Source organism: Streptomyces sp. NBC_00647 (assembly GCF_045207245.1).
Classification (GTDB): domain Bacteria; phylum Actinomycetota; class Actinomycetes; order Streptomycetales; family Streptomycetaceae; genus Streptomyces.
In genome coordinates this window covers 2,652,039-2,668,558 of record NZ_CP109040.1, presented here as the reverse complement: position 1 = coordinate 2,668,558, position 16,520 = coordinate 2,652,039, and the positions used below count along the sequence as shown (strand labels likewise).

The window sequence follows — 16,520 nt, the reverse complement described above, 5'->3', positions numbered from 1 at the left end:
TGTTTACGGCGGTTCTCTCGGCTTGTTTCATCGGTGAGCCGGTTTCTTCTCGACGGACCCGCGATTCGCCGCGTGCCGGCCCCGCGATCCGCCGGGCGCCGGCCCCGCCAACTGGTCGGCGCCGGACTCGCGTTTTCGGCTCGCTGATCCGTAACCCATCCGTAGACACGTTCGCTGCGAAGACGTAGGGGAAAGGACGGGCCGTGCACGGCCGGAGAGGGGGACGGGTGGAGGCTGACGAACTACTGGTGCTGGTGGCCGGAGGCGACCAGAAGGCGTTCGAGGAGCTGTACGGACTGGTGTCCGGGCCGGTGTTCGGACTGGTGCGCCGCGTGGTGCGGGACCCCGCACAGTCGGAGGAGGTGTCGCAGGAGGTGCTGCTCGAACTCTGGCGCTCCGCGGCGCGGTTCGACCCCGGACGCGGCAGCGCCCTGTCGTGGATCCTCACCCTCGCGCACCGCCGGGCCGTCGACCGGGTGCGCAGCGCCCGCGCGGCCACCGAGCGCGAGCAGCGCGAGGGGCAGCGCAGCCACCGCCCCGCTTTCGACCAGGTCGCCGAGGAGGTGGAGGCCGGGCTGGAACGCGAGTGGGTCCGCCGCTGCCTCGACCGGCTCACCGCCCTGCAACGCCAGTCCGTCACCCTCGCCTACTACGACGGCTACACCTACCGTGAAGTCGCCGAGCGGCTCTCCCTGCCCCTCGGCACCGTCAAGACCCGTATGCGCGACGGGCTCACCCGCCTGCGTGAATGCCTGGGAGGAGTCGCGTGAACGTCCTCGACTGCCTGTCCGGCCATGACCGCCACGGAAGAGAGGGGGGTGCCCCATGAGCGTCCTCGACCGACTGCTGGGCCGCGATCTGCACTCCCTCGCCGCCCCCTACGCCCTCGACGCGCTGGAAAGCGACGAGCGGCGCCGATTCGAACGTCATCTGAAGGGCTGTGAACGCTGTGCCGAGGAGGTGCGTGCGCTGACCGAGGACGCGGTACGGCTCGCCTGGTCCACGACGGCGTCCCCGCCGGCCGCCCTTCGGGAGCGGGTGCTGACCGCCGTACGGACGACACCGCAGGAACCGGCCGCCCGGGAGCCCCGCGCGCGGCCCGCCCATCAGCCCGCGCGGGCGCGTGCCCCCCGATTCCGCCCGCTGTTCGCCCCGCTCGCCACCACCACGGCCGCCGCGGCGCTCGTCGTCGCCTCCCTGTTCGCCGTGCAGGCGACACAGGCTCGGGACGAACTGGACCGGGAGCGTGCGCAGGCACGTGAGATCGCCCACGTTCTCGCGGCGCCCGACGCCCGGGCGACCGGTGAACGGGACGCACGGGGACGCGGAATCGGAGTTGTGGCCTCCGCATCGGAGCGGCGCGCCGTCGTGACGGTGAGCGGACTCGGCACCCCCGCGGGTGGGCGCGTCCATCAGCTGTGGCTCATGCGCCCCAACGAGAAACCGCGTTCCCTCGGCCTGTTCGAGGGCGACACGCCCCTCGTCGCCGACGGGCTGAACACGAACGCGACGTCACTCGCAGTGACCGTCGAACCTCACGGAGGGTCAGTGCGGCCCACCAGTCAGCCGGTTGTCCAACTCGCCCTGGAAACGGTTGGATTCGGAGAGTAATCGTCAACCCCCTTACGGGGAAGGTGAATCCTGTGTCCGAGATACACGAGCGCCACGAGGGGGCGATAGGGTTAGTCTGCCCGGGCCGGGTGGACTTGTACGGGTGGGGAGTGACATGGAACAGATAACAGTGAGCAGCAGGGCTCGTGTCCCTGCGATCACGTGCGGGAGCAGCGCGACCAGTTCGCGCCTCGACCGTCATCTCGCGGTGCTGGGTGGCCCTGCCATACCGCAGCGCGAGACGGTCGAGGCGACGTCACTGATGCGTGAGCTCACGGCGCGTGACACCGCGCACGACAGCGGCTCCATGGGTGCGCGCGTGCGGCGGGTCTCGCTCTTCGCGCCGCTCAGGCGGCTGCGTCGTTCGCTGTTCGGCGGCCACTGATCGGCCGCCGGTACCGGCGTTCCCCGACCCGCGCTCCGGCGGCCCACCGCCCCGGCGCGACGCTGCCTCTCCGCGTCCGTCATCCCCACGGCGAGCAGCGGCGCCCGGTGGTCACCACGGCCGGAGCGCGGGTCACCACATGGCGCTGAGCCGCAGGGCTCAGCGCACCACTCCGTCCCGCCGCAGCTCGGCGACGTCCGCGTCCGTCATGCCCAGCGCCCGCAACACCACCCCCGTGTGCTCGCCGAGCCGCGGGACGGCTCCCATCCGTGCCTCCTCCCCGCCCGGCAGCGTGATCGGAGGCAGCAGCGCCCGCAGCGGTCCGACCGGTGACCCCACCTCCCGCCACCGGTTCCTGGCCGCCAGCTGCGGATGCTCCGCCACCTCCCGGACATCCCGCAGCCGCGCGCACGCGATGCCCGCGGCCTCCAGGCGGGTCACCGCCTCGTCGGCGCCGAGCACGCCCAGCGCCTTCGTCACCAGCGTGTCCACGCGCTCCCGGTTCGCCACCCGCGCCGGGTTCGTCGCGAACTCCGGATCATCCGCCAAGTCGGGCCGTCCCAGAAGTTGTTGGGCGAGCCGCCGCCACTCCCGGTCGTTCTGCACCGACAACAGCACGTGCCCGCCGTCCGCCGTCGAATAGACGTCGTAGGGAACGATGACGGCATGCGCGAGGCCGGTGCGCGTCGGCGGTGTCCCGCCGTGCATCGCGTGGTGCAGCGGATGCCCCATCCACTCCGCGAGCGCGTCCAGCATGGACACCTCCACCGGGCCCCCGCGGCCGGTCGTGCCGCGCCGCACCAGGGCCGCGAGGACTCCCGAGAAGGCGTACATGGCCGCGGCGATGTCCGCGGCCGGGATGCCCGCCTTCACCGGCTGCTCCGGCGTCCCCGTCACCGACACGAGCCCCGCCTCGCACTGCACGAGCATGTCGTAGGCGCGTTTCCCGGCGTACGGCCCGGACGCCCCGTACCCCGAGATGTCCACGGCGATCAGCCGCGGATGCTCGGCGCACAGGGTCACCGCGTCCAGGCCCAGCCGGGCCGCCGCCCCCTGGGCGAGGTTCTGCACGAACACGTCCGCGTCCGCGACGAGCCGGCGCACGACATCCAGTCCGCGCGGGTCCTTCAGGTCGAGGGCGACGGACTCCTTGCCCCGGTTGCACCAGACGAAATGCGAGGCCAGGCCCGCGGCCGCGGTGTCGTAGCCACGGGCGAAGTCCCCGCCGTCGATCCGCTCGACCTTGACGACCCGGGCGCCGAGATCGGCGAGCTGGCGGGTGGCGAAGGGCGCGGCGACGGCTTGTTCGACGGCGACGACGGTGATGCCTTCGAGGGGGAGTGGCTGTGGCTGCATGCGGTGGATCATGGCTCCTCGCCACCACCTTTGTCATGCGCGGACGCTGACGGGGCGGTTCTGTGAGGCCGGTGTGCCCCATCGCCCACGGGAGGTCGCGCCGTCACCGCCCCCGGCCGCTCACCGTCCCCAACCGTTCACCGTCCCTCGCGATTCACCGTCCCCGGCCGCTCGCCGTCCCCAACCGTTCACCGTCCCCGGCGATTCACCGTCCCCCGCCGCTCACCGTCCCCCGCCGCTCACCGTCCCCCGCCGCTCACCGTTCCCCGGTCGCGTACCGGTGGACGGCGAGCGGCAGGAACACGACGAGCAGCGCACCGCACCAGGCCAGCGACCCGGCGACCGGATGGGCCACCGGCCAGGCGGAACCGCCGGGCACCGGGGCGTTCCCGAACAGCTCGCGCAGGGCTGTGGTCACCGCGCTGAGCGGGTTCCACTCCGCGAGCGTGCGCACCGGCCCCGGCAGGTTGTCCGTCGGGATGTACGCGTTGGACAGCAGCGGCAGCATGAACGTCGCACTGCCCAGCTGGCCCGCCGCCTCCTCGCTCCGGGAGAGCAGTCCGAGGAAGATCCCGACCCAGGTGGCCGCGAACCGGAAGAGCAGCAGCAGCGCGAGGGCGCCCGCCGCGTGGAGTGGTGAGCCCTCCACGCGCCAGCCCACCGCGAGTGCGACGAGCAGGAACGGCACGGTTCCCGCGGCCGTCACGAGCAGATCCGCGACCGCCTGGCCCAGTGGCACGGCCGCCCGGCTCATCGGCAGGGTGCGGAAGCGGTCCGCCACACCGCGGTGCGTGTCCTGGGCCGCCTGGAACATCCCCGTCATGACCCCGTTGGCCGCGGTCGCCACCAGCAGCCCCGGTACGAGAAAGGACCGGTACTGCGGTCCCGGCATCGCGAGGGCGCTGCCGAAGACGTACCCGAAGAAGAGCAGCATCGTGATCGGCATGGTCTGGGTGAGGACCGTGAGACCCGGGCTGTTCCGCACGCGCCGCAGCTGGCGGCCGAGCATCGCGCCGCCGTCGTACGCCAGTGTGCTCATGCCACGGGCTCCTTGACGTCGGCCGGCTCTCCGGTCAGCCGGAGGAAGACGTCGTCGAGGGTCGGTTGCCGCAGGGTCACGTCGAGCAACGGCACTCCCGCCGCGTCGAGTTCACGGACGAGACGGGGGAGCGTCAGGGTCGGATCCGAGGTGACGGCCCCGACCGTGCCGCGCGCGGCGTCCAGTGCGGGCTCGTTGCCGGTGAGCCGGTCGAGGACGGCGGCCGCGTCGGCCAGCGCGTCCGGGTGGGCGACCACTGCCTGTGCGTACGCGCCGATGAGTGCCTTGAGTTCGGCGGGCGAGCCGGTGTGGGCGACCCTGCCCCGGTCCATCAGCGCGATGTCGTCGGCCAGTTGGTCGGCCTCCTCCAGATACTGCGTGGTCAGCACCACGGTCGTGCCGTCGTCCTTCAGGGCGCGTACGGCGTCGCGGATCCCGTTGCGGCTCGCCGGGTCGAGCCCGGTGGTGGGCTCGTCGAGGAACAGCACGGCGGGCCGCCGGATCAGACTCGCCGCCAGGTCGAGCCGGCGCCTCATGCCGCCCGAGTAGGTGGAGGCCGGCCGGTCCGCGGCCTCGGTCAGCCCGAAGCGGTCCAGCAGTTCGGCGGCCCGTGCGCCGGCGTCCCGCATCCGGTGCAACCGCGCGAACAGCCGCAGGTTCTGCCGTCCGGTGAGATCGCCGTCCACCGAGGCGTACTGCCCGGTGACCCCGATGCTCCTCCGTACGGCCGAGGCCTCCCGCACGACGTCGTACCCGGCGACCCGCGCGGACCCGGCGTCGGGTCGCAGCAGCGTGGCCAGCAGGCGTACGGCCGTGGTCTTGCCCGCGCCGTTCGGCCCGAGCACCCCGCAGACCGTGCCCTGGGCCACCGCCAGATCGAGCCCGCGCAGGGCGTGGACAGCTCCGAAGTGTTTTTCCAGACCCTCACTAAGTACAGCGTACGTAGTAGTCATGGGGTGACCATAGCGCACTACGTACGCTGTACGTAACTAGGATGGTCGCGAGGTGATCGACCAATGGCAGGGCGCAACGCCGTACCCGAAGTGATCTGGGCCCGTCCCGAGCGAGCGGGCCGTGGTCCGCGGCCGGCTTTCCGGCGCGCGGACATCGCGGCCGCCGCGGTGCGGATCGCGGACGCGGAGGGACTGGACGCGGTCTCGATGCGGCACGTGGCCGCCGAACTCGGCTGCGGCACGATGTCGCTGTACAACTACGTGCCGCGCAAGGAGGACCTGTACGAGCTGATGGTCGACGGCATCAGCGGCGAGCACGACATCCGGGAGCCTTCCGGCGACTGGCGCGCCGACATGCTCCGCATCGCCCACCAGACCCGCGCCCTCATGCACCGCCATCCCTGGCTGCCGCGCCTGATGTCCCCGGTCTACGGCTTCAGCCCCAACGCCCTGCGCTACCTGGAGCACTGTCTGGCCTGCCTCGATCCGCTCGAGGTGCCGTACGGGACCAAGATGGAGCTGATCGCGATGCTCAACGGTGTGGTGACGACGTACGTCGGCAATGAGCTGGCCACCGTCGAGCGGACGCGCTCGCTGCCCTGGTCCGAGGATCAGGAGAACGCGGCCCGGATCGCCTACCTGGGCAGCCAGGTGGCGTCCGGCGCGTATCCGCGGATGGCCGCCGCCTTCATGGAGGACGCCGGTCCGATCGACCTGGAGGCGGTGTTCGCGCGGGCGCTGAGCCGAGTGCTGGACGCCTTCGAGCCGAAAGAGTAGGGCGCGGCCCGGCCGGAAGCGGTCTGTCCGTGGTGACGGTCAGGGCCGACGCGGCTGTGCCCCTGGGCCGGCTGGATCGGACAGGCCGGCTAGATCAGCGCGAACTGGCCCTCCGGGCCCTCTTCGTGGTGGTCGAGCACCGAGGCCGGGCGCCGGGCGGTGTCCGGTACCGGGAGTACGCCGGCCGTGCGCAGTTCGGCCCGGGTGATCGGTGCCCGCTGCTCCAACTCGTCCCGCTGAGGCCGTAGTTCCGCGAGCAGCGCGAGGACTGTGATGAGTTCGAGGAGTTCGGACGTCCAGGCCTGCGGCCAGCCGGCGGGGCCGATCGCCTCCAGGGTGCCAGGCTCGAACCCCCCGGTCCTGGCCGCGAACCACTGCTCGAGGACCCGCACGCCTCCGACCTCGAAGTCCCAGGCCTCGGGCGGCACGGGCGAGATCCTGCCCTCGCCGAGGTGCAGGGACTCCTCGGCGCGGTCGTAGTACGGGTCCGCGAGGAGGGGCCCCTGGGCCGGGCGGGACCCCTGGGCGAGGGTGGTCAGGGGCGCGCGGACGTACGGGCGACGGCCGCCGGGGAGTTTGGGGCGCTCGCCGTCGCGGCACATCAGCCACAGCATCCGTCGGCCCAACTCGACGCCGTACGACCACACTTCGGGGTCGGCGGTGAGCGGGACCGTGCAGCCGTCCCGGCCGTGCCGCGCGACCGCCATCGTCCAGGCGAGGACGTCCACGGGGGCGGGGGAGTGGCCGAGACGGGTACCGAGGTGCTCCAACAGGCCGGGTGCCAGGTTCGGTTCACGGCCGCCGGGGCGCCGGAAGAGGGGACGCACCCGGCCGCCGCGGCCGGCGCTCAGCGGCAGCACGGACGTGGCCAGCAGAACCGGCCCCGCCGCTTCGGGCGCCGTGGTCTGCTCCACCGCGAACACCTGACCCGCGCCCGCCACCCGCCACAACTCGGGGCGGGCGGCGTCGATCAGCCGGTGATCGGGAATCAGCCACTGCTCGTCGAAGGGGGCGCACAGCACGCGAACCGGGTCCGGGCAGGGGTCCGACACACGCGCGAGGCGGCCCGTCCCGCTGGACTGGCCCGGCAGCTGGGCGACCGCTGAGTGCGTCGTGCGCGCCCGCGTCGGCTCGAACAGTGCCTCGCGGTCGGCCCCTTCGGCCCGCACGAGCGCGTCCCAGCGCGCCTTCAGGGATGCCGCGTCCGGTGCCGTCGGCCACCCCCGCCCCAGCCTCGGCGGTGCGACGGACCACGGCATGAGGTCCGCGAGCAGCGGAGCGGCGTCGGGCGTCACGCTCGGCATCGTACGACGTGGGCGCCGCGCGCCGTCCCCGTACGGCATCGTCAGTGGGCGTCGAGGGTGACCGTGAACGAGAAGCGGTCGCCCCGGTAGTGGATGACCGCCACGTCCAGCGCCCGCCCGTCCTGGCCGTAGATGATGCCCGTATAGCGCAGGATCGGGCTGAGCAGCGGCACCTGGAGCAGGCGCGCCGTCTCCGGGTCCGCGAGCCGGGCCTCCACGGTGTCCGTGATCCGGCTGATGCCGACTTCGAGCACGTCCCGCAGCACCTTGGTCATCGGCCAGCGGATCAGATCGTCCCGGTCGATGCGCTCGGCCAGCTCCGGGCGGAGGTAGTTGCGCGCGTGATTCGTCGGCTCGCCCGTCGTCTCGTCGCTGCGCAGCCGGTGGTACGTCGCCACTTCGTCGACATCCGGGAAGAACTCCGCCAGTTCACCCGATACGGGCGCCTTCCCCTGGTCCAGCAGTTCGGTCGTCATGCCGGACTGCTGGGCCACGATCGCGTCCACCGAGCCGAGCAGCCGCACGGGCGCGCCCCGCTGCGCACTCGGCTCGATGAACGTGCCCCGGCGGCGGTGCCGGGTGATGAGCCCCTCGACCTCCAGCTCCTTGAGCGCCTGCCGCATGGTCAGCACGCTCACCCCGTAGTGCCCGGCGAGCTGCTCCTCGGTCGGCAGGCGCAGCGGGTCCTGGGGGGAGCGGCCGAGTATCGAGGCGCGCAGGGACTGCGACACCTGATACCAGAGCGGCAGCTTGCGGTTCAGGACGATCGAGTCCGGAGCGAAGGAGGTCACGAGGGTATCCGTACCGGTCGCGGGCGTGGAAGGCAACGCCCGGTGGGTCTCAGTCGGTCGGGCGGAAGTGCCGCTGGAGGCCCTGCCACACGTCGTCGTACCCCTGCTGGAGGTGCTCCGCCCGTGCCGCCTGGGCCGTCGCGGTCACCGGCCAGCGCGTCTCGAACATGAACGCGAGCCCGTCGTCGATCTTCTGCGGCCTCAGCTCGGCGGCGCTGGCGCGGTCGAAGGTCTCCCGGTCCGGCCCGTGCGCCGACATCATGTTGTGCAGCGAGCCGCCGCCCGGCACGAAGCCCTCCGCCTTGGCGTCGTACGCGCCCTCGACGAGCCCCATGTACTCGCTCATCACGTTCCGGTGGAAGTACGGCGGCCGGAAGGTGTCCTCGCCCACCAGCCAGCGGGGCGCGAAGACGACGAAGTCGACACCGGCCAGGCCCGGGGTGTCGGACGGCGACGTCAGCACCGTGAAGATCGACGGGTCCGGATGGTCGTAGCTGATGGAGCCGATCACATTGAAGCGGTGCAGGTCATAGACGTACGGCACATGGTTGCCGTGCCAGGCGACCACGTCCAGTGGCGAGTGGTCGTACGTCGCCGTCCAGAGGTTGCCGCAGAACTTGTTCACCACCTCGACCGGGCCCTCGACGTCCTCGTACGCGGCGACCGGGGCGAGGAAGTCGCGGGCGTTGGCGAGGCCGTTGGCGCCGATCGGGCCGAGGTCGGGCAGCTGGAAGGGCGCCCCGTAGTTCTCGCAGACATAGCCCCGGGCGCCCGTGCCCGGCTCGCCCTCGGGCGTGCTGTCCAGCAGCTCCACCCGGAAGCGCACCCCCCGGGGGATCAGTGCCATGCTGCCCGGCTCCACATGCAGCAGCCCGAACTCGGTGCGCAGCAGCAGGCCGCCGCGCTCCGGGACGATCAGCAGCTCGCCGTCGGCGTCGCTGAACACCCGCTCCATCGAGGAATTGGCGTGATACAGGTGCACCGCGATCCCGGTGCGCTGGGTCGCGTCGCCGTTGCCGCCGAGGGTCCACAGGCCGGCGAGGAAGTCCGTCCCGGCGGGGGGCTCGGGCAGCGGGTTCCAGCGCAGCCGGTTCGGGTCGGGCACCGTCTCGGTGAAGGGCGCCGTCCGCAGAGTGCCGTTGTCGGTACGCGTGAACGCGGGGTGCGCGGCCGAGGGCCGGATCCGGTACAGCCATGAACGCCGGTTGGACGCCCTCGGCTCGGTGAAAGCCGTGCCGCTCAGTTGCTCCGCGTACAGTCCGAGCGGTGCGCGCTGCGGCGCGTTGCGGCCGTGCGGCAGGGCCCCCGGGACCGCCTCCGAGCCGTGTTCGTTGCCGAATCCGGAGAGGTAGGTCAGCCCCTCGGCCGTCTTCCTCGCGTCCCCGCTCATGATCGCTCCCTCGCGCCTGATTCCTATGCATCACCGTAGGATTCAGTCCCCGCCCGCGCAAGGGGTCGGCCGTGGGCACCGAACGGGATCGGCCACGGGCCGCGCACGGATGGACCAGGGCCGTCGGGCCCGGGGAGGCCGCCGCAATCCCCGCCGGGAGTAGTACTCAAGGGTCGGCGAACGGCCCGAGAACCCGACTTCAGGGGGATCCCGGCCGCCGGAGCCTTGTTCTACGCTCCCGGACATGCGGTGGACGCGTGGACTGCTCACCGCGTTCGCGGTCTGCGTTTCACTCGGCGGATCCGCGGGCTGCGGCGCCGGTGATGCGCACGAGCGGAGGGACGGAGTGTCGGCCTCGCCCGTGGGCACGTTGCTCGACGAGATGGACGAGGAGGGGCGGCTCTATCGTGAGGTGGACAAGAAGGGGGCGCCCGAGGTCGGGATCGAGATCCAGCCCGACTCCGCCGACAGCTGGGACGTGCGGCTGACCCTCCGCAACTTCCGCTTCTCGCCCGCGGGCACGCGGCCCGTTCCGGTCGCCGGGCGCGGCCTCGCCCACCTCTATGTCGACGGCCGGACCGTCGCCCGGCTGCGCACCGCCGAGTACCACCTGGCCGGGAACCTCGTGCCGCGGGGCACCCACCACGTCACCGTGCGCCTGTACGCCGACGACGGCACCGCGTGGGCCGTCCACGGCGAGCCGATCGAGAGGACGGCCGACATCACGGCGTCGGGAGCCGGGCGGAACACGGCGACACCGACGTCCTCACCGATCGCGGCCCAGGTCACACCGCACGCGGCGGTCCCGAGGGTGAAATGAGTGGTCACGGCATCGAGGTGCGTACTGAAGGGGGAGGTTCACCGGATCCCTGCGGAAAGGCATCATGAAGACCGTGCCCCATGCGACCTCGCTGCGCAGAGCGCCCGTACAGCGGCGCAGCGCAGAACGACTGACCAGAATCCTCGACGCCTGCGCCGACCTCCTCGACGAGGTGGGCTACGACGGTCTGAGCACCCGGGCCGTGGCTCAGCGGGCCGGAGTGCCCATCGGCTCCGTCTACCGTTTCTTCGGCAACAAGCGCGCGATGGCCGACGCTCTCGCCCAGCGCAACCTGGAGCTCTACGCGGAGCGCGTCACCCAGCGTCTGCGAGAGGGGGACGGGGGAGACTGGCGGGCCGCGATGGACGCGGTGCTCGACGAGTACCTCGCCATGAAGCGCACCGCGCCGGGCTTCTCCCTCGTCGACTTCGGCAACCAGATACCGGTCGGCGCCCGCCACGCCGAACCCAACACCCGGGTGGCCGACCGCCTCACCGACCTGCTCTCCGGCTATCTCGACCGCGCCCCGGACGAGGATCTCCGCCGCTCCTTCCTGATCGCGGTGGAGACCGCCGACACCCTCGTCCACCTGGCCTTCCGGGTCGCGCCCGAGGGGGACGAGCGGATCATCGAGGAGACACGCGAGCTGCTGCGGGCGTATCTGGCCAGGGTCCTCGACTGACCTGCCGGCGCCGGCACCGGCGTGCGCGGATTTCCGACCTGACCCCCGGCAGCCCCTCCCCGCCATCCGTACCGGTCGGTATGCTCGGTCGCGTCCGTGTGCCACCGAAGCCACCGCCCTCCGGGAGGACCCGTGTCCCGCACCTCCGGCACCACCCCAGACTCCCGAACCGCCCTGCGCGTCTGCCCCCTGTGCGAAGCCACCTGCGGGCTGACGCTGACCATCGAGGGCACCCGGGTGACCGGCGCCCGGGGTGACCGGGACGACGTCTTCAGCAAGGGCTTCATCTGCCCGAAGGGCGCCTCTTTCGGCGCCGCCGACGGCGACCCCGACCGACTGCGCACCCCCCTCGTCCGCAAGGACGGCGAACTGCGCGAGGCCACCTGGGAGGAGGCCTTCGACGCGGTGGCCGCCGGACTGCGCCCCGTCGTCGAGCGGCACGGACCGCACGCCGTCGGCGTCGTCCTCGGCAACCCGAACGTGCACACCATGGCCGGCGCCCTCTACCCGCCCGTCCTGCTCGGTGCCCTGCGCACGCACAGTGTCTTCACCGCCTCCACGGTCGACCAGATGCCCAAGCACGTGTCGAGCGGCCTGCTCTACGGCGACGCCAACGCGATCCCCGTGCCGGACCTGGACCACACCGACCACCTCCTGCTCATCGGCGCCAACCCGCTGGAATCCAACGGAAGTCTGTGCACCGCCCCCGACTTCCCCGGCAGGCTCCGTGCGCTGCGGGCGCGCGGAGGCACGCTGACCGTCATCGACCCGCGCCGGACCCGCACGGCCAAACTCGCCGACCGCCATGTGGCCATCCGCCCCGGCACCGACGCGACGCTCCTCGCGGCGATGGCGTACGTCCTCTTCGAGGAGAAGCTCGTCGACCTCGGCGCGCTCGCCCCGCACGTCCAGGGCGTCGACGAACTCCCCGAGGCGCTCCGGGACTTCACCCCCGAGGCGGCGAGCGCGGCCTGCGACGTGGACGCCGGCACCATCCGGGAGCTGGCACGCGAGCTGGCCGCCGCTCCCACCGCCGCCGTCTACGGCCGCATCGGCAGCTGCACCGTCCCGCACGGCACCCTGGCGAGCTGGCTGGTGGACGTCCTCAACATCCTCACCGGCAACCTCGACCGGCCCGGCGGTGCCCTCTTCCCGATGGCCGCCACCGACCGGACACCCCGCCCCGCGGGCCCGGGTCACGGCTTCGCGCTCGGCCGCTGGCACAGCCGGGTGAGCGGGCACCCCGAGGCCAAGGGCGAACTGCCGCTGGCCGCCCTGGCGGAGGAGATCGACACGGTGACGGCGGAGGGCAGCCCGGTCCGCGCCGTCATCGCCGTCGCCGCCAACCCCGTCCTGTCCGCACCCGACGGCCTCCGGCTCGACAAGGCGCTCGAATCGCTGGACTTCATGGTCAGCGTCGACCCGTACCTGAACGAGACCTCGCGCCACGCCCACGTCGTGCTGCCGCCGCCCCCGCCCTCGCAGAGCGCGCACCACGACTTCGCGTTCAACACCCTCGCCGTCCGCAACCAGGTCCGCTACAACCGCCCCGCCGTCCCCCTGGAGGAGGGCCGGATGGCGGAGACCGAGATCCTCGCCCGGCTCGTCCTCGCCGCGACCGGCATGCACGGCGCCGACCCGTCCGCCGTGGACACGATGGTCGTCGACAGCACCCTGGGCAAGGCGGTCGGTGACACCGCGTCGCCGGTGCACGGACGCGACCCACGTGAACTCGCCGCCGCCCTGGGCGGCGAGACCGGCCCCGAGCGCCGGCTCGACATGATGCTGCGCCTCGGCCCGTACGGCGACGGCTTCGGCGCCCGCCCCGACGGCCTGACCCTGGACAAGCTGCTCGCGCACCCGCACGGCATCGACCTGGGGCCGCTCGCCTCCCGTCTGCCGCAGCGGCTGAAGACCCGCAGCGGAAGGATCGAGCTGCTGCCGGAGCCGATCGCGGGCGATCTGCCGCGCCTGCGCGACGCGCTGCACGAGCGCCCGGCGGCGCTCGTGCTCGTCGGCCGCCGTCATCTGCGTTCCAACAACAGCTGGATGCACAACGTCCCCGCGCTCACCGGCGGTTCCAACCGCTGCACCCTGCACATCCACCCCGACGACGCGGCCCGCCTCGGGGTCGCCGACGGGGCGGCCGTACGCGTCAAGGGCGCCGGGGGAGAGGTGATCGCCCCGGCGGAGCTCACCGACACCGTCCGGCGCGGCGTCGTGAGCCTTCCGCACGGCTGGGGGCACGACCGCCCCGGCACCCGGATGAGCCACGCCGCCCTGGACCCCGGCGTCAACGTCAACCAGCTGCTCGACGGCTCGCTGCTCGATCCGCTGTCCGGAACGGCGGTACTCAACGGCGTTCCCGTGGAGCTGGCGGCGGCCCGCCCGTGACCCACCACGGCGCCCCGGCACGGTGACCCACCACCGTGCCAGGGGCACCGTGACCCGTCACCGTGCCCGTCCGTCTGCCGGCTCTCTGCCCCGTCCGCTCGCCGAGACAAGGCTGTGACCTGGAGTTTTGCGCTTATTGCTCGCGTGTCAACGTCTTGTTAACGCCTTCTGGCCCGACCTAACGTCATCGCACCGCCGTCCCTGGTGGGAGTTCAAGGGCGAACGTTAGGTGTCCATTCCATGCTGACCATCCTCGGCTTCACCATGATCGCGACCTTCCTGGTCCTGATCATGGTGAAGAAGATGTCGCCGATCGCGGCGCTCGTACTGATCCCGGCGCTCTTCTGCGTCTTCGTCGGAAAGGGCGCCCGGCTCGGCGACTACGTCATCGACGGCGTCACCGGCCTCGCCCCGACGGCGGCGATGCTGATGTTCGCGATCGTCTACTTCGGAGTGATGATCGACGTCGGGCTCTTCGACCCGATCGTCCGGGGGATCCTCAGGTTCTGCAAGGCCGACCCGCTGCGGATCGTGGTCGGCACGGCGCTCCTCGCCGCGATCGTCTCCCTGGACGGCGACGGCTCGACCACCTTCATGATCACCGTCTCGGCGATGTATCCGCTCTACAAGCGGCTGAAGATGAGCCTGGTCGTGATGACCGGCGTCGCCGCCATGGCCAACGGCGTGATGAACACGCTGCCCTGGGGCGGCCCGACAGCCCGCGCCGCGACCGCGCTCAAGCTCGACGCGAGCGACATCTTCGTCCCGATGGTCCCCGCCCTCGCCGTCGGTCTGCTGGGCGTCCTCGCCCTCGCCTACGTCCTCGGCCGACGCGAGCGCAAGCGGCTCGGCGTGCTGACGCTGGACGAGGTGCCGGAGCCGCGGGAGGCCGTGCTCGTCGGCGCTGGCGGCCCGGGCGCGGACGCGGCGACGGGCTCGGCTCCCGGCAAGAGGCCTGCGCACAGCGGCGGTTCGGGCTCGGCCTCGGGCGGGCTGCCCGCGCACGGCTCCGCCTCGGGGTCCATGGGCGATGCGGACGCGGACACGGACACGGACCCGGCCGACGAGGGCGACGACTTCCAGGGCCTCGACCCGCACCGCGCCACCCTGCGGCCCCGGCTCTACTGGTTCAACGCGCTGCTCACCGTCACCCTGCTCACCGCCATGATCATGGAGTGGCTGCCGATCCCGGTCCTGTTCCTGCTCGGCGCCGCGCTCGCGCTCACCGTCAACTTCCCCCACATGCCCGACCAGAAGGCCCGCCTCGGCGCCCACGCCGAGAACGTCCTCAACGTCTCCGGCATGGTCTTCGCCGCCGCCGTCTTCACCGGTGTCCTCCAGGGCACGGGCATGGTCGACCACATGGCGACGTGGCTGGTGGACAACATCCCCGACGGCATGGGCCCGCACATGGCCCTCGTCACCGGCGTCCTGAGCATCCCCCTCACGTACTTCATGTCCAACGACGGCTTCTACTTCGGCATCCTCCCGGTGCTCGCCGAAGCCGGTCAGGCCCACGGCGTCTCCTCCCTGGAGATCGCCCGCGCCTCACTCGTCGGCCAGCCCCTGCACATGTCGAGCCCGCTGGTGCCCGCCGTGTACGTCCTGGTCGGCATGGCCAAGGTCGAGTTCGGCGACCACACCCGCTTCGTCGTGAAGTGGGCGGCGCTCACCTCGCTGGTGGTGCTCGGTGCCGGGCTCCTGTTCGGCATCGTCTGATCACGCGCGACCGGAGGACATCACCATGAGGCCCGGCGGGAACCGCGGCTGGCTGCTCCGTCTCGTCATCGCCTTCGCCTGTACGCAGGGGGCGGTGTCGATGGCGCGGCCCGCGGTCTCCTACCGGGCCCTCGCGCTCGGCGCCGACGAGCGGGCGATCGGTGTCATCGCGGGCGCCTTCGCGCTGCTGCCGCTGTTCGCGGCCGTACCCCTGGGACGCCGGACCGACCACGGGCGGTGCGCGCCCCTGCTGCCCGCGGGTGTCGTCCTGATCGTGGCGGGCTGCGCCCTGAGCGGCACGGCCGCCACCGCGGCGGCCATGGCGGCCTGGAGCGGTGTGATGGGCCTCGGCCATCTCTGCTTCGTCATCGGCGGGCAGTCCATCGTGGCCCGCCAGTCCGCCCCGCACGAACAGGACCGCAACTTCGGCCACTTCACCGTCGGCGTCTCGCTCGGCCAGCTGATCGGCCCCGTCGCGGCCGGCGCCCTGATCGGCGGCCACGACAGGGCGGGCGGGAGTTCCCTCGCCCTGCTCGTCGCGGGCGCGGTGGCGGCGGTCTCGTTCACCTCGCTGTGGCGCATCGAGACCCGGACGACGCCCGAGTTCCCGGCGGCCCGCGGCGAGCGCCCGCCCGTGCACCGCATCCTGCGCGCCCGGGGTGTTCCCGCGGGGATCTTCGTCAGCGCCGCCGTATTGTCCGCCACCGACATCCTCACGGCCTATCTGCCGGTCGTCGGCGAGCACCGGGGGATCGCGCCCGCGGTGATCGGCGTCCTGCTGAGCCTGCGCGCGGCGGCGACCGTCGCGTGCCGGCTGGTGATGACGCCGATGCTGCGGATGCTCGGCCGGAACACGCTGCTCACCGTGACCTGTCTGCTCGGCGGCGTCCTGTGCGCGGGCATCGCGCTGCCGGTGCCGGTGGGAGTGCTGGCGGCGATGCTCGTGCTCCTCGGCTTCTGCCTGGGAGTGGGCCAGCCGCTGTCCATGACCACGGTCGTCCAGGCCGCCCCCGAGGGGGCACGCTCCACGGCGCTCGCGCTGCGGCTGACCGGCAACCGGCTGGGCCAGGTCGCCGCGCCCGCCGCCGCGGGCCTGGTCGCGGGGGTGGCGGGCGTCGCGGCACCGTTCGTGATGCTGGGCGCGCTGCTGCTGCTGTCGTCGGGCATCGCGGTGAAGTCGCCGGCGGAGCCGGAACGGGTGCGGGACCGGCCGCGGCCGCCCCGGGTGCTATTGCGCCGGAAGAGCGATACCTGACGGGGCACTGGGCGCAGTTGCGATCTTTTCCGGGCCGCATGTGA

15 protein-coding genes are annotated in these 16,520 nt (G+C 72.4%); 9 read left to right on the top strand and 6 right to left on the bottom strand.

Annotated features, from left to right (window positions below; translation table 11 throughout):
• Nucleotides 1–227: 227 nt before the first annotated feature.
• From OG788_RS11755 to OG788_RS11745, 3 genes are all read left to right on the top strand, one after another.
• Nucleotides 228–770 carry a sigma-70 family RNA polymerase sigma factor gene (locus OG788_RS11755; protein WP_351549406.1) on the top strand — a complete coding sequence of 181 codons (543 nt, stop codon included), beginning with the start codon at nucleotides 228–230 and terminating at the stop codon, nucleotides 768–770.
• Nucleotides 771–825: 55 nt separating this feature from the next.
• Complete coding sequence (locus tag OG788_RS11750; RefSeq protein WP_406370568.1) at nucleotides 826–1,611, top strand: anti-sigma factor domain-containing protein; 786 nt, start codon at nucleotides 826–828, stop codon at nucleotides 1,609–1,611.
• Between the two features lie 115 nt (nucleotides 1,612–1,726).
• Nucleotides 1,727–1,996, top strand: coding sequence for a hypothetical protein (locus OG788_RS11745; protein WP_266756988.1), 270 nt, complete (start codon nucleotides 1,727–1,729; stop codon nucleotides 1,994–1,996).
• 159 nt (nucleotides 1,997–2,155) lie between these two features.
• Here the strand turns inward: OG788_RS11745 and OG788_RS11740 are convergent, their stop codons facing one another.
• The 3 genes from OG788_RS11740 to OG788_RS11730 form a co-directional block, all read right to left on the bottom strand.
• A complete protein-coding gene (locus OG788_RS11740; protein ID WP_406370567.1) occupies nucleotides 2,156–3,352 on the bottom strand; it encodes a CaiB/BaiF CoA transferase family protein in 1,197 nt (398 codons plus the stop codon).
• 256 nt (nucleotides 3,353–3,608) lie between these two features.
• Nucleotides 3,609–4,391 carry an ABC transporter permease gene (locus tag OG788_RS11735; RefSeq protein WP_406370565.1) on the bottom strand — a complete coding sequence of 261 codons (783 nt, stop codon included), beginning with the start codon at nucleotides 4,389–4,391 and terminating at the stop codon, nucleotides 3,609–3,611.
• Complete coding sequence (locus OG788_RS11730; protein WP_406370564.1) at nucleotides 4,388–5,344, bottom strand: ATP-binding cassette domain-containing protein; 957 nt, start codon at nucleotides 5,342–5,344, stop codon at nucleotides 4,388–4,390. Before OG788_RS11730 ends, OG788_RS11735 begins: the two co-directional genes overlap by 4 nt.
• Before the next feature lie 63 nt (nucleotides 5,345–5,407).
• Between OG788_RS11730 and OG788_RS11725 the strand changes: the two genes are divergently transcribed.
• Nucleotides 5,408–6,121 carry a TetR/AcrR family transcriptional regulator C-terminal domain-containing protein gene (locus OG788_RS11725; protein ID WP_406370563.1) on the top strand — a complete coding sequence of 238 codons (714 nt, stop codon included), beginning with the start codon at nucleotides 5,408–5,410 and terminating at the stop codon, nucleotides 6,119–6,121.
• Between the two features lie 89 nt (nucleotides 6,122–6,210).
• Here the strand turns inward: OG788_RS11725 and OG788_RS11720 are convergent, their stop codons facing one another.
• From OG788_RS11720 to hmgA, 3 genes are read right to left on the bottom strand one after another with little or no spacing between them, the layout of a single operon-like run.
• Nucleotides 6,211–7,425 (bottom strand): type ISP restriction/modification enzyme, encoded by a 1,215-nt coding sequence (locus tag OG788_RS11720; RefSeq protein WP_406370561.1) that lies wholly within the window; start codon nucleotides 7,423–7,425, stop codon nucleotides 6,211–6,213.
• 41 nt (nucleotides 7,426–7,466) lie between these two features.
• The gene (locus tag OG788_RS11715) at nucleotides 7,467–8,216 is read right to left on the bottom strand and encodes a GntR family transcriptional regulator (RefSeq protein ID WP_356748854.1); all 750 of its coding nucleotides are present in this window, start codon (nucleotides 8,214–8,216) and stop codon (nucleotides 7,467–7,469) included.
• Between the two features lie 49 nt (nucleotides 8,217–8,265).
• Nucleotides 8,266–9,606, bottom strand: a complete 1,341-nt coding sequence (gene hmgA, locus OG788_RS11710) for a homogentisate 1,2-dioxygenase (protein ID WP_406370559.1) — start codon at nucleotides 9,604–9,606, stop codon at nucleotides 8,266–8,268.
• A 244-nt stretch (nucleotides 9,607–9,850) separates the two neighbouring features.
• Between hmgA and OG788_RS11705 the strand changes: the two genes are divergently transcribed.
• The 5 genes from OG788_RS11705 to OG788_RS11685 all read left to right on the top strand — a co-directional run bounded on the left by OG788_RS11705 (nucleotide 9,851) and on the right by OG788_RS11685 (nucleotide 16,476).
• Entirely contained in the window at nucleotides 9,851–10,426 is a 576-nt protein-coding gene (locus tag OG788_RS11705; RefSeq protein WP_406370557.1) for a hypothetical protein, read from the top strand.
• 64 nt (nucleotides 10,427–10,490) lie between these two features.
• Nucleotides 10,491–11,108 carry a TetR/AcrR family transcriptional regulator gene (locus OG788_RS11700; protein ID WP_351550298.1) on the top strand — a complete coding sequence of 206 codons (618 nt, stop codon included), beginning with the start codon at nucleotides 10,491–10,493 and terminating at the stop codon, nucleotides 11,106–11,108.
• 132 nt (nucleotides 11,109–11,240) lie between these two features.
• Complete coding sequence (locus tag OG788_RS11695) at nucleotides 11,241–13,502, top strand: molybdopterin oxidoreductase family protein (RefSeq protein ID WP_406370556.1); 2,262 nt, start codon at nucleotides 11,241–11,243, stop codon at nucleotides 13,500–13,502.
• 240 nt (nucleotides 13,503–13,742) lie between these two features.
• Nucleotides 13,743–15,221, top strand: a complete 1,479-nt coding sequence (locus OG788_RS11690) for a CitMHS family transporter (protein ID WP_406370554.1) — start codon at nucleotides 13,743–13,745, stop codon at nucleotides 15,219–15,221.
• A gap of 25 nt (nucleotides 15,222–15,246) precedes the next feature.
• Nucleotides 15,247–16,476 carry an MFS transporter gene (locus tag OG788_RS11685; RefSeq protein ID WP_406370553.1) on the top strand — a complete coding sequence of 410 codons (1,230 nt, stop codon included), beginning with the start codon at nucleotides 15,247–15,249 and terminating at the stop codon, nucleotides 16,474–16,476.
• Nucleotides 16,477–16,520: the final 44 nt, after the last annotated feature.